This is a genomic window from Arthrobacter sp. RIT-PI-e (assembly GCF_001187915.1).
Taxonomy (GTDB): Bacteria; Actinomycetota; Actinomycetes; order Actinomycetales; family Micrococcaceae; genus Arthrobacter_D.
The window spans coordinates 18,700-38,179 of record NZ_LGIU01000097.1 but is presented as its reverse complement, the minus strand read 5'-3'; the positions used below and the strand labels follow the sequence as shown (position 1 = coordinate 38,179).

The 19,480-nt window shown below is 71.1% G+C and carries 18 protein-coding genes; 9 read left to right on the top strand and 9 right to left on the bottom strand.

From position 1 onward, the window contains the following. Positions 1-2 precede the first annotated feature (2 nt). Positions 3-1,010, bottom strand: coding sequence for a DUF2332 domain-containing protein (locus AC792_RS14535; RefSeq protein ID WP_049831211.1), 1,008 nt, complete (start codon positions 1,008-1,010; stop codon positions 3-5). Between the two features lie 214 nt (positions 1,011-1,224). On the opposite strand from AC792_RS14535, the gene AC792_RS14530 reads away from it, so the two are divergent. The 3 genes from AC792_RS14530 to AC792_RS14520 all read left to right on the top strand — a co-directional run bounded on the left by AC792_RS14530 (position 1,225) and on the right by AC792_RS14520 (position 4,966). Continuing rightward, the gene (locus AC792_RS14530) at positions 1,225-2,919 is read left to right on the top strand and encodes an ABC transporter substrate-binding protein (protein ID WP_082177782.1); all 1,695 of its coding nucleotides are present in this window, start codon (positions 1,225-1,227) and stop codon (positions 2,917-2,919) included. Between the two features lie 104 nt (positions 2,920-3,023). Continuing rightward, the gene (locus AC792_RS14525; RefSeq protein WP_049831209.1) at positions 3,024-4,028 is read left to right on the top strand and encodes an ABC transporter permease; all 1,005 of its coding nucleotides are present in this window, start codon (positions 3,024-3,026) and stop codon (positions 4,026-4,028) included. After that, a complete protein-coding gene (locus AC792_RS14520; protein WP_049831208.1) occupies positions 4,025-4,966 on the top strand; it encodes an ABC transporter permease in 942 nt (313 codons plus the stop codon). Before AC792_RS14525 ends, AC792_RS14520 begins: the two co-directional genes overlap by 4 nt. A 168-nt stretch (positions 4,967-5,134) precedes the next feature. Here the strand turns inward: AC792_RS14520 and AC792_RS17955 are convergent, their stop codons facing one another. Then, a complete protein-coding gene (locus tag AC792_RS17955) occupies positions 5,135-5,266 on the bottom strand; it encodes a hypothetical protein (protein WP_268753390.1) in 132 nt (43 codons plus the stop codon). Between the two features lie 79 nt (positions 5,267-5,345). Between AC792_RS17955 and AC792_RS17120 the strand changes: the two genes are divergently transcribed. Continuing rightward, positions 5,346-5,933 (top strand): hypothetical protein, encoded by a 588-nt coding sequence (locus AC792_RS17120; protein ID WP_152916251.1) that lies wholly within the window; start codon positions 5,346-5,348, stop codon positions 5,931-5,933. A gap of 527 nt (positions 5,934-6,460) precedes the next feature. After that, on the top strand, positions 6,461-7,744 hold the full coding sequence (locus tag AC792_RS14505) for a reverse transcriptase family protein (protein ID WP_049831205.1): 1,284 nt from the start codon (positions 6,461-6,463) through the stop codon (positions 7,742-7,744). 6 nt (positions 7,745-7,750) lie between these two features. Here AC792_RS14505 and AC792_RS14500 read toward each other — a convergent pair whose 3' ends face one another. The 4 genes from AC792_RS14500 to AC792_RS14485 all read right to left on the bottom strand — a co-directional run bounded on the left by AC792_RS14500 (position 7,751) and on the right by AC792_RS14485 (position 12,162). Next, entirely contained in the window at positions 7,751-9,619 is a 1,869-nt protein-coding gene (locus tag AC792_RS14500; RefSeq protein ID WP_049831204.1) for a dipeptide ABC transporter ATP-binding protein, read from the bottom strand. A 55-nt stretch (positions 9,620-9,674) separates the two neighbouring features. Beyond that, positions 9,675-10,160 (bottom strand): type II 3-dehydroquinate dehydratase, encoded by a 486-nt coding sequence (aroQ, locus tag AC792_RS14495; RefSeq protein WP_049831203.1) that lies wholly within the window; start codon positions 10,158-10,160, stop codon positions 9,675-9,677. Between the two features lie 7 nt (positions 10,161-10,167). Next, the gene (locus tag AC792_RS14490; RefSeq protein ID WP_049831202.1) at positions 10,168-11,451 is read right to left on the bottom strand and encodes an MFS transporter; all 1,284 of its coding nucleotides are present in this window, start codon (positions 11,449-11,451) and stop codon (positions 10,168-10,170) included. A 129-nt stretch (positions 11,452-11,580) separates the two neighbouring features. Further along, complete coding sequence (locus AC792_RS14485) at positions 11,581-12,162, bottom strand: TetR/AcrR family transcriptional regulator (RefSeq protein WP_049831201.1); 582 nt, start codon at positions 12,160-12,162, stop codon at positions 11,581-11,583. 115 nt (positions 12,163-12,277) lie between these two features. Here AC792_RS14485 and AC792_RS14480 point away from each other — a divergent pair, with 115 nt between their 5' ends. Next, on the top strand, positions 12,278-12,700 hold the full coding sequence (locus AC792_RS14480; protein WP_049831200.1) for an organic hydroperoxide resistance protein: 423 nt from the start codon (positions 12,278-12,280) through the stop codon (positions 12,698-12,700). A 146-nt stretch (positions 12,701-12,846) separates the two neighbouring features. Here the strand turns inward: AC792_RS14480 and acs are convergent, their stop codons facing one another. Together acs and AC792_RS14470 are read right to left on the bottom strand one after the other, a co-directional pair. Further along, positions 12,847-14,805: an acetate--CoA ligase gene (acs, locus tag AC792_RS14475; protein WP_049831199.1), complete on the bottom strand. Its 1,959-nt coding sequence runs from the start codon at positions 14,803-14,805 to the stop codon at positions 12,847-12,849. A gap of 474 nt (positions 14,806-15,279) precedes the next feature. Beyond that, positions 15,280-15,726: a hypothetical protein gene (locus AC792_RS14470; protein WP_160317654.1), complete on the bottom strand. Its 447-nt coding sequence runs from the start codon at positions 15,724-15,726 to the stop codon at positions 15,280-15,282. A gap of 174 nt (positions 15,727-15,900) precedes the next feature. Here AC792_RS14470 and AC792_RS14465 point away from each other — a divergent pair, with 174 nt between their 5' ends. From AC792_RS14465 to AC792_RS16610, 3 genes are read left to right on the top strand one after another with little or no spacing between them, the layout of a single operon-like run. Further along, on the top strand, positions 15,901-16,410 hold the full coding sequence (locus tag AC792_RS14465; RefSeq protein WP_160317653.1) for a hypothetical protein: 510 nt from the start codon (positions 15,901-15,903) through the stop codon (positions 16,408-16,410). A 54-nt stretch (positions 16,411-16,464) separates the two neighbouring features. Further along, the gene (gene nth, locus AC792_RS14460; protein ID WP_049831196.1) at positions 16,465-17,274 is read left to right on the top strand and encodes an endonuclease III; all 810 of its coding nucleotides are present in this window, start codon (positions 16,465-16,467) and stop codon (positions 17,272-17,274) included. Between the two features lie 40 nt (positions 17,275-17,314). Further along, positions 17,315-18,028 carry an NUDIX hydrolase gene (locus tag AC792_RS16610; RefSeq protein ID WP_235436809.1) on the top strand — a complete coding sequence of 238 codons (714 nt, stop codon included), beginning with the start codon at positions 17,315-17,317 and terminating at the stop codon, positions 18,026-18,028. On the opposite strand, the gene AC792_RS14450 is transcribed toward AC792_RS16610, so the two are convergent. Beyond that, a complete protein-coding gene (locus tag AC792_RS14450) occupies positions 17,940-19,439 on the bottom strand; it encodes a hypothetical protein (protein WP_049831194.1) in 1,500 nt (499 codons plus the stop codon). The genes AC792_RS16610 and AC792_RS14450 overlap by 89 nt on opposite strands. Positions 19,440-19,480: the final 41 nt, after the last annotated feature.

The following is a 19,480-nucleotide window of genomic DNA, read 5'->3' as shown; positions in this document are numbered from 1 at the left end:
TCTCAGGGCAGCCAGTCGAGGTACTGTCCGTGGGGCCCGGTGCGGGCCACCGTCCGCCCGTCGTGCCGCAGCACGAACGAGCCGTCCCGTTCCCCGGGGCTCTTCCCGAGCGCTCCGGCCACGCCCGTCAGGGTGCCCGCGCCCTCGTTGGAGATCCAGTGCACCGGCCTCTCCCGCTGCCCGGTGAGGCCGGTCATCGTGGATGCGAAGCGGGCCCGGCCCGCGGCGTCGAGGTAGGCGAGGACGGCGGTGTGGAACACCACCACGACGGCGTCCTGCGGTGCGCGGGCCACGAGCGGCGCGATCTCCTCGTTGAGATCCCCCTCGACGAGCAGCGGTGGTTCCCTCCGGACCACGCCGAGGGCGGCGCGCAGCCGCTCGGTGCGGTGCTCCTGCCCGGGCCAGACGAGCGCCTCCAGCCAGCGGACGTCGTCGGGCACGTCCGCGCGCAGCGGGCTGAGGTCCACACCCGCCCGCCAGACGATCTCCGGGAGCGCGCTCGGCAGGGGTGCCGGTCCGCTCACCCGGCAGTCCAGGGCAGGCATGGGTGAACCGGAGGCCGGTGCGAGGTGGGGGCCGGGGGAGTACCGGTAGGCGTAGCGGTCCGGGTAGAGGCAGAGCCCCGCGGAGGCACCCACCTCGATCAGGGCCAGCGGCCTGCCCTCGGCAGCGCCGATCTGCGTGAGGAGCGGGAGCAGGACGGCGCACCGGCCGGCCTCGTTGGTCTGCGTGGTCCGGGTCTCCAGCGTTCGGCGGATGGTCTCCCAGTGCTGCAGCACGAAGCGCCGGAAGGAGCGGTAGTCCTCGAGCGGCACCCCGGCCAGGCGTGCGGCCCCGAGCAGCAGGTTGGGCTGGCGCCGTGGGGAGGGGAGGTGGTCGAGGAGGGTCAGGAGCTCGGGATCGGTACTGATGCCCAGGCACCACTGCTCGTAGAGCGGTGAGACGCCCCGCACCTCGATCTCCGCGAAGCGCCGGAAGCGTGCAGCGGTGGTGCTGGTCCCGGCCGTCATCGATCCCCCTGTTACACCGACGTTTCCGGGAGGTGACAACTGCCCGGCGGAAGACTCTCGAGACCAAATCGTAACCATCCTGGCCCCAAAAGTAACGAAGTGGCTTCTGGCGGAAGTTACGCTCATCACACGGAACATGGTGGAGCTGCCTTGCGCGGTACCCCATGGAGAGCGGTTCGTCCGCCAGAATTCACTCGTTGACCAGGGAGTAATGATGTCCAACCGAGGCACCGCAGTGCAGGGCGCAGGTTCTGTGCGCAAACGCGCCGCCCTCACGGCAGGAATGTCCATCGCAGCACTTCTGCTGAGCGGCTGCGTGCAGAGCGAGCGCGAGGAGAACACGGGCGCGGAGGGCGAGTCCACCGTGGACTCCAGCTTCGTCTTCGCGGCCTCCTCGGACCCGAAGTCGCTCGACCCCGCCTTCGCCAGCGACGGCGAGTCCTTCCGCGTCAGCCGGCAGATCTTCGAGGGCCTGGTGGGTGTGGAGCCCGGTACGGCCAACCCGGCGCCGCTGCTCGCGGAGTCGTGGGAGACCTCCGAGGACGGACTGTCCACGGTCTTCCAGCTCAAGGAGGGGGTCACCTTCCACGACGGCACCCCGTTCGACGCCGAGGCGGTCTGCTACAACTTCGACCGTTGGTACAACTGGACCGGCATCCAGCAGGCGGAGACGGTCTCCTACTACTACAACTCGCTGTTCCGCGGCTTCGCGGACAGCCCCGAGGACGCCGTCTACGAGTCCTGCGAGGCCTCCGGCGACAACGAGGCCACCATCAACCTCGCGCAGCCGTTCGCCGGCTTCATCGCGGCGCTCTCCCTGCCCGCCTTCGCCATGCAGAGCCCCACCGCGCTGGAGGAGTTCTCCGCGGACGAGATCGGCGGCACCGAGGACACCCCCTCGCTCAGCGAGTACGCCCTGGGCAACCCGGTGGGTACGGGGCCGTTCACGTTCGACTCCTGGTCCGTGGGTGAGCAGCTGCAGCTCTCCGCCTACCCGGACTACTGGGGTGAGCAGGGTCAGATCAGCGACGTGACGTTCCGGATCATCGACGACCCCCAGGCACGCCGCCAGGCCCTCGAGGCCGGCACGATCGACGGCTACGACCTCGTGGCGCCGGCGGACACGCAGTCCCTCAAGGATGCCGGGTACAACATCGTCCCGCGCGACCCGTTCACCATCCTGTACCTCGGCATGAACCAGCAGATCCCCGAGCTGCAGGACCCCCTGGTGCGTGAGGCCATCGCCCACGCGATCGACAAGGAGGCCCTGGTCTCGCAGACCCTGCCCGAGGGTACCGAGGTGGCCTCGCAGTTCATCCCGCCGGTGGTCGACGGCTACAACGAGGACGTCACCACGTACGACTTCGACCCGGAGCGCGCGCGCGAGCTCCTCACCGAGGCGGGGTACCCCGACGGCTTCGAGATCACCTTCAACTACCCCACGAACGTCTCCCGTCCGTACATGCCCACGCCGGAGCAGGTCTTCACCAACCTGCAGGCGCAGCTCAGCGACGTGGGTATCCGGGTCAACCCGGCTCCCGCCGCGTGGTCGCCCGACTACCTGAACCAGGTCCAGGGCACCGCCGACCACGGTCTCCACCTGCTCGGGTGGACCGGCGACTACAACGACACCGACAACTTCATCGGCGTCTTCTTCGGACGGGAGAAGCCGGAGTTCGGTTTCGACAACCCCGAGCTGTTCGCGGCCCTGGACGAGGCCCGCGGGACCAGCGACCGCGGCGAGCAGACGGAGCTGTACAAGGACATCAACGAGCAGATCGCCGAGTTCAACCCGGCCATCCCGCTGGCCCACCCGGCCCCCTCGCTGGCCTTCGCACCGCGCGTCACCTCCTACCCGGCGAGCCCCGTCAGCGACGAGGTCTTCTCCGAGATCGAGCTGAGCGAGTAACAGCGCCGCAGAACCGATGGAGCCGGCCCCCACCCGGGGGCCGGCTCCTGGCGTGCTGTACTACATCTGTCCGGTGATCGCCGGACCATCCGGAAGGACTACCCGTGTTACGCGTCATCGGCAAGCGGATAGCGCTGCTCATCCCCACCCTCTTCGGCCTGTCCATCCTGCTGTTCCTCTGGGTCCGCAGTCTTCCCGGCGGCCCGGCCACGGCCCTGCTGGGGGAGAAGGCCACGCCCGAGGCGGTGGCCCGAGTCAACGAGCTCTACGGGTTCGACCGCCCGCTCCCCGTGCAGTACCTCACCTACATGGGCCGGTTGCTGCGCGGTGACTTCGGCGTCTCCATCAACACCGGACGCCCCGTGCTCGAGGAGTTCGCCACCCGGTTCCCGGCCACCATGGAACTCACCATCGTGGCCCTGATCTTCGCCATCGGCATCGGCATCCCGCTGGGGTACCTCGCCGCGCGTCACTACGGCCGGATCCTGGACCACGGTTCCGTGGTGCTGAGCCTGATCGGCATCACGGTCCCCGTCTTCTTCCTCGCCTTCATCCTCAAGTACCTCTTCGCCATCCAATGGTCGCTGCTCCCGCCGGACGGGCGGCAGAACCCGAGGATCGACGCGACGCACTACACCCAGTTCTACGTGCTGGACGGCGTGCTCACGGGTGAGTACGACGCCGCGTGGGACGCCCTGCAGCACCTGATCCTCCCCGGGATCGCCCTCGGCACCATCCCGCTGGCGATCATCGTGCGCATCACCCGGGCCTCCGTGCTCGAGGTGCAGAACGCCGACTACGTACGCACCGCCCGTGCCAAGGGCCTCATGGAGCGCACCATCCGGGGGAGTTTCATCCTGCGGAACGCGATGCTCCCCGTGGTCACCACCATCGGCCTCCAGCTGGGTCTGCTGATCTCGGGTGCGGTGCTCACGGAGACGGTCTTCGCCTTCAACGGGATCGGCCGGTTCCTGCGGGACGCGATCTTCGGGCTGGACTACCCCGTGCTCCAGGGCTTCATCATCTTCATCGCCATCCTCTACGCCCTGATCAACCTGATCGTGGACCTGTCCTACTCCGTCATCGACCCGAGGGTGCGTGTGCAATGAGTACCATCCTGCCCCCCGCCGCCGGCGGCTCCGCCGCGCCGAACGACCCCGCCATCGATTCCGGCCGAGGTACCGGGCTCTGGCGGGACGCCTTCCTGCGGCTGCGGAGGAATCCCGCGGCCATCGCCGGCGCCGTCATCATCGGCGTCTTCCTGCTCGTCGCGATCCTCGCCCCGCTCCTCGCGCCCTACGGCGGCAACGACCTCCCCGGGCGCACCTCCATCACCCCCACCACCATCCCGGGCCCCGGGGAGCTCGACGGCTTCCCGCTGGGGCTGGACCGCTTCGGCGGGGACGTGCTCAGCAAGCTCATCTGGGGCGCCCAGGCGTCCCTGCTGATCGGCGTCATCTCCACGGCCCTGGGGCTGGCGGGTGGCATGCTGCTCGGCGTCCTGGCCGGTGGGCTGGGCGGCTGGGTGGACAACGTCATCATGCGGTTCGTGGACATCCTGCTCTCCGTCCCCAACCTGCTCCTCGCGGTCAGCATCGCCGCCGTACTCGGTCAGAACGCGTACGCCATCATGATCGCCATCGGTGTGTCGCAGGTCCCCATCTTCGCGCGGCTCCTGCGGTCCTCCATGCTGTCCCAGCGGGGGGCGGACTACATCCTGGCCGCCCAGACCCTGGGGCTCAGCCGCAGGACGATCACCATGAGCCACCCGCTCCCCAACAGTATGGGCCCCGTGATCGTGCAGGCCCCCCTGCCGCTCGCGACCGCCGTGATCGACGCCGCTGCGCTGTCCTTCCTCGGCCTCGGTGGAGGGCTGCCCCAGACCGCCGAGTGGGGGCGCATGCTCACCTACGCGCAGTCCGAGCTCGCCATCGCCCCGCAGCTCGCTTTCCTGCCGGGAGCATGCATCGCGATCACGGCGCTCGGCTTCACCCTGCTCGGTGAGTCCCTCCGCGAGGCGCTGGATCCGAAGACGCGCCGCAAGTAGTCCTCTGTAGGGCACGAAAGCGGCCATCCCCGGTGACGGGGATGGCCGCTTCCGTCATGGGTGGGGTGGAGGTGACGCCGTTCTCCCCTGCACGTCACTCTTGAACCCCTCGGCCGCCGTCGGACGTAGGGCCCGACGGCGGATCCGTGATGCGCGGCCACGGTGCAGCTAGGGCGCGACGACCTCGATGACCACGGAGCGCTTCGACGCCTCGAACTCCGGCCCGCCCATCCTCCCGTCCGAGATGATGACCAGGAGGCCGTACGTCCTCGGCTCGAGATCGGCGGGGAGGGTGATCACGGTGCTGTAGTTCCCGGCGGCATCGGCATTGACGATCTAATCATCCATCACCGATCCGTCGCTCTGGTAGATCCCGAGGATGAGAGTGACCTCCTGCCCGGGCTGGTACCCGCTGCCGTCGACCCTGATGGAGGCTTCCTGCGGGACGGAGATGGTGACCTCGCCCCATTCCTGGCCGGGAGTGACGGCGAACTCCGCCGCGGGTGCCGGCGGGACGGAACTCTCGGGAGCTTCGGGCTGCAGGGCGGGGGGTGACACCGGGGCCGGGGGCGCCGGGGCGGGCTCGACGGTTCCGGGCACGCTCTCGGCCGGTGCCGTCGGGACGGGGGTACCGGGCGGTGTGGTCGACGGCGTGGTCGACGGCGCTGCCGGGGTGGAGGACGGCGCAGCGGTGGAGGGCGACGCCGTCGGGGGTGCCGGGGTCGAGGACGGCGACGCCGTCACGGAGGAGGATGCGGAGGCATCGGGCTCCGGGGAACCCACCGCGGTGGTGGAGCAGCCCGCGAGGACCACGCTGGCGGCGCTGAGGGCTATGAGTGTCGGAAGGCTGCGCACGGATGGTGTTCCTCGGGGAGAAGGGGTGGGACGCCGGGGGATCCCGGACACGATCCTGCGCCGCTCCGTCCCCCTCACCTGGACGTTACCCGTGAACGGCTGCGCCGGGTGATCGAGGACCGATCACGTACCCGAACCGTCATGGACGCCACCGAGGATCTGCAGCACGGCTGCGCCCGTGCCTGTCCCATGGGCGGCGCCCGGTGACCTGTGAGGGTGCACCTTGCTAGGGTGACGTGAACGGATCCCGGCCGAGGCGGAGCACGCACGCGGTGCGCGTTCCTCTCCGGGGCTACCCCGGGGCACGCAGATCGACCAGCACAGGGCGCCTCGGGCACCTGACTGCGCTCCGCGCAGCACAGTGCCCGAACAGCAGGACAGGTCGGCCGGGATCCGCCCAGCAGCCACCCAGGTTGCCCAACCGTCCACGAGGTCCAGGGGGAGCCGATGAGCAGCCCCGCACCTCGCCCCGGCGCACCTCGCCCCGGCGACGACGCTCCCGACGCGGCGGCGCCGCATCCTCCGCGCCCCGCTCCGGTGACATCGACGGCGTCACCATCGCCGAGGACACCGCGGCTCTCCGACGTCTCACCTGCAGCACTCATACTCCGTCGCCGTCCTGCCCCGGGTGGGCCGGGGATGGCCCGCCTGCTGGCGCGGGCCTTCCTCGACGCACCGACCTGGCAGCGCGAGGACCTCCTCGCGGCCGGGGCGGACCTCCTGGGAGCACGACGGCGCTGGCTCGGTCCGCTGGTCCGCACGGTGCTCTCCGGCCACCCCCGACGTCCGGCCGGTGCTCCGCGCGAGCTCGCCGCCTGGATCGAGCGCGCGCCCGCTTTCGAGGAGGCCGTCGCCAGGGCCGCAGCCGCGGGGACCCCGCTCGCTCCGTCCCACTTCCTCCTCGAGGACGCGCCGGCGGACACCCACGACCTCGGGGAGCTCGCGCGGGAACTTCGGCTGACCCCGGGGGAGCTGGACTGGTTCGCCGACACGCGGTCCTGGAACCAGCGCACCCCGCAGCCCGCGCTCCGGCACTACCGCCACGCGTGGCAGGTCCGTCCAGGACGTACCCCGCGCCTCCTGGAGATCCCGGGGATCAGGCTCCGCACCGTCCAGCGCAGGGTGCTGGACCGGATCCTCACGCCCCTGCCGCTGCACGGTGCCGCCCACGGGTTCGTCCCGGGCCGCAGCGCCCGCACGCACGCGGCCGCGCACACGGGGTCCGACGTCGTGATCGCGCTCGACCTCGTCTCCTTCTTCGCCAGCGTGCCCCCGGGGCGGATCTTCGGAGTACTCCGGCGGGCGGGGTACCCGGAGGCCGTGGCACATACGCTGACCGGCCTATGCACCCACGCGGTTCCCGAGCGGGTGCTGCGCGCCATGCCCGACGGCGGGACGCCGGAGGAGCGCTCCCGGCTCACGCAGGCGCTGCGGGCACCGCACCTGCCCCAGGGTGCGCCGTCGTCGCCCGCTCTCGCGAACCTGAGCCTGCGCAGGCTCGATGCTCGGCTCGAGGGCTGGGCGGAGGCGGCCGGGGCCACCTACACGCGTTACGCCGACGATCTCGCGTTCAGCGGTCCCGCGTCCCTCGCGCGCCGTGCCCACGCCTTCGTCCGTGGCGTGGAGCGCATCGTCACCGCCGAGGGGCACCGGGTGAATCCGCCGAAGACGCGCATCCGCGGTGCCTCCGTGCGTCAGCAGGTCACCGGCGTCGTCGTGAACCGCCATCCGAACGTACCGCGGAAGGAATACGACGCCCTGAAGGCGATCCTCCACAACTGCCGCGTGCACGGGCCGGAGTCGCAGCGCCGTGGCCGGGTCCGGTTCCTCGAGCACCTCGCCGGCCGGATCGCCTGGGTTGCGTCCCTCGACCCGCAGCGCGGCAGGAAGCTGCAGGACGCCTTCGATGCAATCGGCTGGTGAGACCTCCTAGGACGCCAGGTGCTCCTCGATGTTCAGCTCGTTGCCCGGGATGGAGGCCAGGAGCTTCCGCGTGTACGGGTGCCGGGGGTTGGAGAAGACCTCCTCCGAGCTCGCGGCCTCCACCAGCTCGCCGTCCTTCATCACGCAGACGTAGTCGGAGATCAGGCGCACCACCGCGAGGTCGTGGGAGATGAACAGGTAGCTCAGGCCCAGCTCGGACTGCAGGTCGCCGAGGAGCTTGAGGATCTGCGCCTGCACCAGCACGTCCAGGGCGGACACCGGCTCGTCGCACACGAGCAGCTCCGGCTGCAGCGCCAGCGCCCGGGCGATCGCGACGCGCTGGCGCTGACCGCCCGAGAGCTCCGCCGGGTAGCGGCGCAGCGCGTTCTGGGGGAGCGAGACCTGGTCCATGAGCTCCCGGACCCGGGCGGCGCGTTCCTTCTTCGATCCGCGCTTGTAGGCGTTCAGGGGCTCCTCGACGATCCGCTCGATGGTGAACATCGGGTTGAGCGAGGAGTAGGGGTCCTGGAAGATCGGCTGCACCCGCTGGCGGAAGTCGTTCAGCCGCGCCTTGTCCAGGGTGGCCACGTCCTGCCCGTCGAAGGTCATGGTGCCCGAGGTCGGTTCGATCAGCTTCAGCAGCATGCGGGCCGTGGTGGTCTTGCCCGAACCCGATTCGCCCACGATCGCCACCGTCTGGCCGCGGGGGACGTCCAGCGTGACGTTCTTCGCTGCGTAGAAGTCCTCCTTGCTGCCACGGCGCTTGTAGATCTTCGTCAGGTCCCGGATCTCCACGATGTTCGCGGGTGCACTCTCCGGGCCGGCCGTGGACGACGCCGCGTGCGGGCGGGTGGAGGACGACGCCGCGTGGGCGCCGGTGGACTGCTGCCCCTGCTCCTCCGGGGCAGGGGTGTCGGACGGGGTGTGTGCCGGGGCGTCCGCCGACAGGTGGTGCTCCGCCTCGTGCTCCGCGAACACGGCCTCGGCGAGTTTCAGGCGCGTCCCGGCGTCGTTCGTGTAGGTGCCGGGGCGCAGGCGGACCGCGGCCACGCTCGGGGCCGCGCGCACGAGGGACTGCGTGTAGGGGTGCTGCGGATCGTTGAGCAGCTGCTGTGCCGGCCCGGTCTCCACCACGCGGCCACGGTGCATCACCACCAGCTGGGACGCGCGCTCCGCGGCGAGGCCGAGGTCGTGGGTGATGAGCAGCACCGAGGTGCCGAGCTCGTCGGTCATGCTGCCGATCTGGTCCAGGATGGTGCGCTGCACCGTGACGTCCAGGGCCGACGTCGGCTCGTCCGCGATGAGCAGGCGGGGCCGGCAGGCGAGCCCGATCGCGATGAGGGCCCGCTGGCGCATGCCCCCGGAGAACTCGTGCGGGTACTGCTTGGCGCGCTCACCGGCGTCGGGCAGGCCTGCGGCGGTGAGCACCTCGATGACGCGCTGCTTGACGTTCTTCTTGGTGGCCATGCCGTGGACCAGGAGCGTCTCGGCGACCTGCGTGCCGATCTTGGTCACCGGGTTCAGGTTGGACATCGGGTCCTGGGGCACCAGCCCGATCGCCCGGCCGCGGATGGAGCGCATGCGGGACTCCGGCAGGCCCACGAGTTCCTGCCCCTCGAACAGGATGCTGCCGGAGGACACCGCGCCGTTGCCCGGCAGGAGGCCGATGCAGGCCATCGCGGTGGTGGACTTCCCCGACCCGGACTCACCCACGATCGCCAGGGCGCTGCCGCGCTGCAGGGTGAAACTGGCATCCTCCACCGCCTGGACCTCGCCGTGGGTGGTGCGGAAGGTGACCGCGAGGTTGCGTACCTCGAGGAGGGGGGCGTCAGGTGCTGCCGGCTGGGCCGGGCCGGCGGGGGTGATGTCCGTCATAGCACCATGGTGCCCTATCCGGGAGGGTGCGGGCGCCCATCGGAGCGCTCGGGTACTACTTTCCCGGGGATGCGCCCTGCGGTGGGGTTCCGGCCGTGAGCCTCGATGCGAGATGGTCCACCGCGAGGCGGTAGCCGTCGATGCCGGCCCCCACGATCACCGCGTCCGCCACACCGGAGATGTAGGAGACGTGGCGGAACTCTTCCCGCCGGTGCACGTTGCTGATGTGCACCTCCACCACGGGGAGGGCGACGGCGGCCAGCGCGTCGCGGATCGCGATCGAGGTGTGGGTGAGGGCGCCGGCGTTGATGACGATCGCGTCCGTCCCCGGGCGTGCCGCGTGGATGGCGTCGATGATGACGCCCTCGTGGTTGGACTGCATCGCGGTGACGGTGCAGCCGTGCGCCCGTGCCGTCTCGGTGGCGAGGCGGATGACGTCGTCGAGCGTGGCACTGCCGTACACGGCCGGTTCCCGCGTGCCGAGGAGGTTCAGGTTCGGTCCGTTGACCACGAGGATGCTGGGGGTGCGCTCCGGGCTCATGCCCCCACTATGCCGTACGGACCAGCGGGTCCTCCGACTCCGCCAGCCGGGCGCGCAGACGGACGGCCGCGAGCGCCCCGATCACGGTGACGAGGCTCATGGTGGCCAGCACGACGCCGGGGTGCCACCAGGCGCCGTCGGTCGCGATGCCGAAGCGCTGGGTGATCGACGGCGCGAAGCCGGCCACGATCGCGGCCAGGCTGTAGGCGAAGGAGAGCGCCGTGAACGCGGTGGCGGGCTTGAAGATGTCCGCCATCAGCCCGCCGAGCGCCGCCCAGCTGGCCGTCGGGAGGATGCCGCCCAGGATGATCGCCGCGATGTACATCGGCTCGGTGGCGACGCTGATCACCCAGTACAGCGGGAAGGCGATCAGGGCCGTGCCGAGCGCGCCGCCGGCCACCACCTTCGCGGAGCCGATCCGCGTGGCCAGCAGGCCGAAGGACGGGATGGTGACCAGCTGCAGGATCGAGCCCACCAGGGCGGCGTTGAGCACCGTGGCCTGGGAGAGCCCGAGCGTGTCCGTGCCGTAGGCCTGCGTGTAGGTGGTCATGAGGAAGTAGGAGCCGATGCCGAGGACGGCGGAGGCGGTGGCCACCACGATGGCCACGGGCTGGGAGCGGATGACCTCGAGGAACGGGACCCGCTTGATGGCCCGGGTGCGGGTGGCCTCCCGGAAGATCGGGGTCTCGTCGATGGCGAGGCGGAGGTAGATCGCGATGCCGAGGAAGGGGAAGGCGAGCAGGAAGGGGATGCGCCAGCCCCAGCCGGTCATGACCTCGGGTACCAGGAGGGTGAGGAGGAGGAAGATCGAGGAGACCAGCATGGTGCCCACGGGGGACCCGAGCTGCGGGATCGAGGCGTAGAGCGCGCGTTTGCGGGGTTCGGCGTGTTCCGTGGCGATGAGGATCGACCCGCCCCACTCGCCTCCCAGGGACAGCCCCTGCAGCAGGCGGAGCACCGTGAGGATGACGGGAGCCCACACCCCGATGGTGTCGTAGTCCGGGAGCAGCCCGATGGATCCGGTGGCCAGACCCATGAGCAGGATGGTCCAGATGAGGGTGCGCTTGCGGCCGATCCGGTCCCCCAGGTGCCCGAAGAGGACGGCCCCGATCGGGCGGGCGACGAAGCCCATCGCGAAGACGAGGAAGGCGGACAGGGTGGCGGTGAGGGCGTCCTGCTCCGGGAAGAAGACCGGCCCGAGGATCAAGGCGGCGGCGGTGCCGAAGACGTAGAAGTCGTAGGACTCGAGAGCCGTCCCCACGAAGGAGGCGCCGGCGACGCGGCGGGCCATCCTGGGATTCGACACGGGGGGCTGCTGAACAGAAGTGGACACGCCTAGATTGTCCTCTCGCCCACCCACCCGGGCCAGCGATCACGACGAACGTCACACCGGTGGACGACCGCTCCGGGCCGGGAGCCCTCAGGGGTGCTGCTGCGCCGGGAGATGGGCGGTGATGATCGCGCGGCCCGCGGTGACCAGGGCATCGGCGACGGCGGCCGGGTCGCCCATGAACCCGTGCACCATGGCGCCGTCGCGCAGCATGATGAGCTGATCCGCGACCACGTCGGGGTGGTCCGCGCCGAGCTCGACGAGGAGGCCCGTCACCACCTCGTGCAACCAGGTCCGGTACCGCTCCACGGCGTCCCGCACCACGCCGTCCGCCGGGTACTCCGCAGCCGCGTTGATGAAGGTGCAGCCGCGGAAACCGGGTCGGCAGGCGATCTCCCCGTTGGCCGCGGCGAGCCGGAGCAGGACGGCGCAGGCGTCGCCACCCGCTGTCCGCTGTGCTTCCGCTGCGGCCCGCAGGTCGTCGAGCTGACCGTCCAGATAGGCCACGACGAGGTGGTCCTTGGACCGGAAGTGCCGGTAGAAGGTCACCTTCGTGGTGCCGGCGTCGGCGATCACCTTGTCGGCGCTGACCGAGCGGATGCTGTCGGCGCCGAACAGGCGGCCGGCGGAATCGAGGATGCGGGCGCGGACGGGGGATTGGGCGGACATCATGCTCCATTCTGACGAAGAGCCCGACGGAGCAGGAACTTGCCGACGGTAGAGTTACTAGTTAGTCTACTTGAAGGACGGCGGCCACCGAGGTCACCGGGACGAAAGGATCGACACCATGAGTGCTCTCTACACGGCAGTGGCGACGGCGACCGGCGACGGACGCAACGGCGAGGCACGCACCGACGACGGCCAGCTGGCGGTCGACCTGGCCGTTCCCAAGGAGATGGGCGGCGCCGGTGGTGCGACCAACCCCGAGCAGCTCTTCGCGGTCGGCTACGCCGCCTGCTTCCACAGCGCCCTCAAGCTCGTGGCGGGCCGCAGCAAGGCCAAGATCAGCGACACCGCGGTGACGGCCGAGGTGAGCATCAACCCCACCGACGCCGGCGGCTTCCAGCTCGCGGTGGCCCTGCACGCGGAGATCGGTGGCGTGGACCAGGAGACCGCCGACTCCCTCGTGGAGCAGGCCCACCAGGTGTGCCCCTACTCCAACGCCACCCGCGGCAACATCGACGTCACCGTGGACGCCACGATCGGCTGACACCCCTCGCGAGCACGGGTTCCCCACTTCGCGGGACCCCCCGCAGGTCTCCCGCATGAGCGGGAACCAGGAAGGCCCCCGCACCTGCGGGGGCCTTCCTCATGCCGTGCCGCTCCGGGCGCTCCACCCCCGGGGTGCGTCCGGCGTCACTTCCGGAGCGAGACGGCGATCTGCTGCATGATGGTCGGGTCCGAGAGCGTGGTGGCATCGCCCACCTCGCGGCCCTCGGCCACGTCCTTGAGCAGGCGCCGCATGATCTTGCCGCTGCGGGTCTTCGGCAGCTCCGGGACCACCAGGATGTTCCGCGGCTTGGCGATCGGCCCGATCTCCTTGCCCACGTGGTTCCGCAGGGTGGTGACGATGTCGTCGTCGTCCTTCGCGGAGCCGCGCAGGATCACGAAGGCCACCACGGCCTCGCCCGTGGTCTCGTCGCTCGCGCCCACCACGGCGGCCTCGGCCACGGAGGGGTGGCTGACCAGCGCGGACTCGATCTCGGTGGTGGAGAGCCGGTGCCCGGAGATGTTCATGACGTCGTCCACCCGGCCGAGGAGCCAGAGGTCGCCGTCGTCGTCCTTCTTCGCTCCGTCGCCGGCGAAGTACATGCCGTCGAAGCGCGACCAGTAGGTGTCCTTGAACCGCTGCGGGTCCCCCCAGATGCCGCGCAGCATCGACGGCCACGGTTCCCGGATCACGAGGTAGCCACCGGAGCCGTCGGGCACCGGCTTCCCCAGCTCGTCCACCACGTCGATCGCGATGCCGGGCACCGCCACCTGTGCCGATCCGGGTTTGGTGGCGGTGACCCCGGGCATGGGGGCGATCATGTGCGCGCCGGTCTCGGTCTGCCACCAGGTGTCCACGATCGGCACGTTCCCGCCGCCGATGACCTCGCGGTACCACATCCAGGCCTCGGGGTTGATGGGTTCACCCACCGATCCGAGCACCCGGATGGACGAGAGGTCGTACTGCTGCGGGATCTCGCGCCCCCACTTCATGAAGGTGCGGATCGCCGTGGGGGCGGTGTAGAGGATGGAGACCTTGTACTTCTGCACGAGTTCCCACCAGCGGCCCTGGTGGGGGGTGTCCGGCGTGCCCTCGTAGATGAGCTGGGTGGCGCCGTTCACGAGCGGCGCGTAGGCCACGTAGCTGTGCCCCGTCACCCAGCCGATGTCCGCCGTGCACCAGAACACGTCCGTCTCGGGGCGGAGGTCGAAGGTGTTCAGGTGCGTGAAGGCCGTCTGGGTGAGGTACCCGCCGGTGGTGTGCAGGATGCCCTTCGGCTTTCCCGTGGTCCCGGAGGTGTAGAGGATGAACAGCGGGTGCTCGGCGTCGTGCGGCACCGCGGTGTGCTCGGCACTCGCGCCGTCGACGACGTCGTGCCACCACACGTCACGCCCCTCGGTCCACTCCACCGGCTGCTCGTTCCGGCGGACCACGACGACGTTCGTCACCGTGTGGCCCGCCCGCGCCAGCGCGCCGGCCCCCGCGGGCTGGGGCGCACGCGGCTCCCCCCGCCGGTAGGTGCCGTCGGCGGTGACCACGAGCCTGGCCTCGGCGTCGTCGATCCGGCTGCGCAGGGCGTCCGCGGAGAAGCCGCCGAACACCACGGAGTGCACGGCGCCGATGCGGGCGCAGGCCAGCATGGTCACCACCGCCTCGGGGATCATCGGGAGGTAGACCGCCACGCGGTCGCCCTTCTGCACCCCGAGGGACTCGAACGCGTTGGCCGCCCGCTTCACCTCCTCGGTCAGCTCCGCGTAGGTGATGGTGCGCGTGTCCCCGGGCTCACCCTCGAAGTGGATGGCCACCCGGTCCCCCCGCCCCGCCTCCACGTGCCGGTCCAGGGCGTTGTACGCGGCGTTGACGGTGCCGCCCACGAACCACTTGGCGAACGGAGCGTCCGACCAGTCCAGTGTCTGCGTGAAATCCGTGTCCCAGGTGAGCAGCTTCCTCGCCTGCCCTGCCCAGAACTCCGCACCCTGCTCACGGGCCTCCTCGTACAGCGCGGGCTGGGCCACCGCGGCGGCCGCGAACTCCGCGCTCGGCGGGAACCGGCGGTCCTCGCGCAGCAGGTTCTCGAAGGCATCGCCTTGCTGGTGGGTGCTCATGTACTACCCCTTCCGTGAGGTGTTCGCTGATCCGTGTGCTGGGGGAAGCCTATCCACTCCGGGGGAGCCCGGTGTGTCTGCCGTCACAGGAACCGGATGAACTGCCGCGATCGTGCGGCGAGCGGCTCGTGGCGACGATCCCGGTGATGGAGAAGCACAGACACGGTGACTAGGCTGGGAGCCGGGAGAAGTCCCGGCGATCGCGGGGTGCCGGGAACCACCGCTATGAACGGGAGTAGAGAAAATGACGGAAGCATCGAAGTGGCAGCGTCCCACCGACAGCGGGGGCTCACCGTCCTCCGCCCGATCCACCTCGACCGGTACGGGATCGGGGCCCGGGGGCACACCCGGTGCTGCCGCCGGTCCCAGTGAGGCGGTCCTCGGTCCCTTCACCCTCCGCGAGCTGATCTTCGGCGGAGGTGTGCTGCTCCTGTTCATCGGGACGCTCCTGCCCTACGTCGACGGTCTGGTGTTCTACAGCAACTTCTGGAACAGCACGTCCCTCTTCTTCATCGGCATCGGGATCCTCGTCCCGGTGGCCGCGCTCGCCCTGCTCGCCGGCCGCCGCCTGGGCGCCGCCGGCCTCCGGGTCGGTTCGCTCTCGGTGGACCAGTTCGCCTCCGTCTCCGCGGTCCTCGCCACCACGTTCTTCTTCCTGCAGACGGTCATGGTGTTCCACATCGGTCCGTTCCTGTGCCTGCTCGGCGCGATCCTGATGCTGGCCGCCACCGTCCTGGCCCCGTTCCTGCCGGTGCTCAAGAACGACCTCATCGACCGGCCGGAGGTACCCGCACATCCGCTGGCCCGTCCCATGACTGCCGCACGCCCCCGTCCCCGCGCGGAGAAGCCCGCCGTGAAGGTGGCGGCCGGATCACCCGCGGACTCCTCCACGGTTCCCTCGACCACCGCTTCCTCGACCACGGCATCGTCCGCCGTCCGCGTCCCCGCGGACCGGCGGGACGCGAGCCCGGTGAATCCGGCAGCGGCCGGGGTGCGGCAGAACGGGGCCGGGCTGTACGGGGCAGGGGGTGCCGGTGTGATCGGCGCCGGCGCCGCGGCGCGGGCCCGTCCGGGCTGCGCGCCGGGCCGGCCCCGGTGGACGACGATCCGAAGGAGCAGCCGCAGGACGCAGCCTCCCCCGCCGGCCACGACGGACGGGTGGGCGGCGGTTCGTCCGCGGCCCAGGGCTCCTCGCGCATCCCCGACGCGCTCGAGACCGATGACGCCACCGCGGTGGAACCCGTGGTGTCCAGGACCGACGAGACCCGGGTCCACGAGGCGGTACCCGAGGAGTACGCACGCCCGGACACCAACCGCGCCGACGCCGGTCCCGACCGTACGGCCGATCGTGTCCGGCAGGAGCCCATCACGGCGACCCGGACGGCGGCCGAGGAACCCGTGGTCGAGGCCTTCTGGTTCGCTGTCGGATCCTCCCGCCCGGTGTACGACGAGCAGACCGGGCACGAGGTGTTCACACTGGAGCCCGGCGACTGGGAGGTGGGCATCGAGGATCGTGGGGACGAGTTCCTGGTCCAGGACAAGCGCACGGGAGCCATGGGGGTACTGCGGGACCTCGGCAACATCGAACGCGCCCCCCGCGACTGACGCGACACCCGCTGCCGGCACCCGCCGGTACCGGAAGCACCGCCGAGAGGAACCATGCCCGTGGCAGGCAGGAGATCGAGCACCGGGGACGAGTCCCCGGTCGCCCTGAAACGACGGGCACGGAAGATCGGCCGGATCCTCGGCGGGACCTACCCCTACGCGGTGGCCGAGCTGGACTTCCGGAACGCCTTCGAACTGCTGGTGGCGACGGTGCTGTCCGCCCAGACCACCGATGTGCGGGTCAACCTCACCACGCCGGCCCTCTTCGAGCGCTACCCCGACGCCCGTGCCCTGTCCGAGGCGCAGGAGACCGAGCTGCAGGAGATCATCCGCCCCACCGGGTTCTACCGGGCCAAGACCAACAGCCTGCTCGCGCTGTCCCGCCGGTTGGTCGACGAGTACGACGGCGTGGTCCCGGGAAGACTCGAGGACCTGGTCACGCTGCCCGGGGTGGGGCGGAAGACAGCCAACGTGGTGCTCGGGAATGCCTTCGGTGTCCCTGGAATCACCGTGGACACACACTTCGGGCGGCTCGCACGGCGTTTCCGCTGGACGGCGGCGGACGACCCGGTGACGGTGGAGCACGAGGTGGGCGCGCTGTTCGAACCCCGGGACTGGACACTGCTCTCCCACCAGGTCATCTTCCACGGACGCAGGATCTGCCACGCGAGGAAACCGGCCTGCGGTGTGTGCCCGCTCGCGGCGCTGTGCCCGTCCTACGGGGAGGGCGAGACCGACCCCATGAAGGCCGCCAAGCTCCTCAAGTACGAACTGGCCCCGGGCCGCGAGGAACTCCTGGAACTCATGAGGGCCGGCCGGACCCGCGCCGAGCTCCGTGAAGCCAGTCACGGACTCAGTGCCTGAGCGGGTGGCCGGGCCGGTGCCGTCCGGTCCGGAGGGTCCGGTGGGTGCCTATCACGAGTTGCGGGCCTGGGCGGAGTCCATGGCCGGACCCGGCAGCTCGCTCCCGGCGCGCGACAGCTGGCAGCTCGCCGTCCTGGATCCGGCGACGGCGCGCCGGGCCGCGGTGCTGATCCTCCTCGGGGAGCGCGCAGCCATGCCACAGGATCGCGCGGTCCCGCCGTCCGCCGCACGGGGCCCTGCGAGGACGGCGGATCACGGCGACCTCGACCTCCTGTTCGTGATGAGGGCCGGTTCCCTGAACCACCACCCGGGCCAGGTCGCCTTCCCGGGAGGCGCGATCGACGAGGACGATCTCGACGAGACGGCGGCCGCGCTGCGGGAGGCGCAGGAGGAGACGGGGCTGGACCCACACGGGGTGGAGGTCCTCGGGGGGCTCCCCGAGATCGGGTTGCCCGTCAGCAACTTCCTGGTCACCCCTGTGCTCGGCTGGTGGGCGGAGCAATCGGCCGTCCACGCCGTGGACACGGCCGAGTCCGAGCTCGTGTTCCGGGCTCCCGTGAGCGCGCTGCTCGATCCCGGGCGGAGGCGTACGGCGGTCGTCCGGCGCAACGGCCTGACCAGCCGCACGCCGGCCTTCATCCTGCCGGAGGCCGTGGTCTGGGGTTTCACGGCGATGCTGCTGGAGTCGATGTTCGAGGGTCCCGGCTGGCCCCGGCCCGGGGATGCGGGGCGGGAGATCCCCGCCCCGCTGTGAGACGCCCGGGCCCCGTCGCATCCGGCGACAGCCGTGCGGGCCGGTACGGTGCCGTGCGGTTCCTGATGGTTCCCGGGAGGGCGAGCAGGCCCTCTGCCGCGTCCACGCGATCCTTGCCCCTGATGACCCGTTCGGCGACGGCGACCGCCGGCACGCTGCCGAGGGGGGAGGCCCGCAGCAGGGCGAACGCCTGGTCCGTCTCACTGCCGCGCACCGCCCTGGAGCCGAGGACGGTGCGCCGGACCTGGTAGGACAGTCGGCCGGCCACCAGCTCGGCGGGGCCGGGCCGGGCGACCGGCACGGCCTTGGAGTCGAGGCCCCGGAGTCCCGCCGCTCCCAGCGGACGGATCATGCGTACGGCCGGTGCCAGGCGGGACGCGGTTCGTGACGTCAGGGCGGCCCGTGACCAGGAGGCCACCGCGGAACGCACCGCGGTGACCTGCGAGGACGCGAGGAGGCGCGGGGGTGCGAGGACGCGGAGCCCGGCCGTCAGCCGGCCCGCCCCCGGGAACCGTGCCACCACGATCGACACGGTCCGGGCGAGGGCGGCGAGGCGGGCCAGGACCTCGTGGACGCGGAGCACCATCCGGGCGGTACGGGCGGCTCCCACCAGGGTTGTCACGGCCGCCGATCCCCCGAGCGTGACCAGGCTGAGCGCGGTGCCCACCGCGACGAGGGTGCCGCACTCGAGGGCGAAGGAGCGGGTCTCGTCGAGCAGTTCCTGGTGCGCCTCCTCGATCGCCGACGCGAGGGACCCGCATCCCCGGGCGATGTCCCTCGATGCGTCCGCCACCAGGCGTCCCGCCGCCTCGATCTCGAGGCTCCTCTCCCGGTAGAGGTGGAGATCCTCCGCCAGCAGCCCGTCGAGAGTGTGCCGGGCGGAGGCCGCAGGACCGTCGACGCCCCTCCCCACCTCGTCGGCGAGTACGTCCCAGGTGCGGGCGGCCGAGCGGAGGAGCGCGGGGTCGCCCGAGGGCCACACCACACCGGCGATCCCCGCGACGATGTCCCAGCAGGGCGGGGGCCACCCGGGGTTGCCCTCGCCCGCGGAGGGGAGGAGGGCGGCGGCGGGGACGTCCACGGACCGTGGCGCATGGGGTCCGACCAGCGCGGAGAGCCCCCCGGCGGCGATGTGCTCGGCGCTGAGGTAGGCGCCTGCGGAAAGATCCAGCGCCCGGGAGGTGTCCGCCGAGGCGAGGGCGAGGTCGCGGCAGGCCGACAGGACGTCGCGGGCAGCAGGGTCGTAGGACGCGGACCAGCCGGCCCCGGGCGTGTCCCCCCCCGCCATGCCGCGGGCACCGCCGAGGGCAGTGCCCGCTGTCCCGGCCGCGTCCGCCAGCTGCTGCCCCGCGGCCGCGGTCAGCGCGGCCGCTTCGGCGTACCGGTCCGTGTCGATCCTCAGTACGGTCATGTCGGTTCCCCTCCCTCGTCCGTGCTGCCACCGTAGCCGCC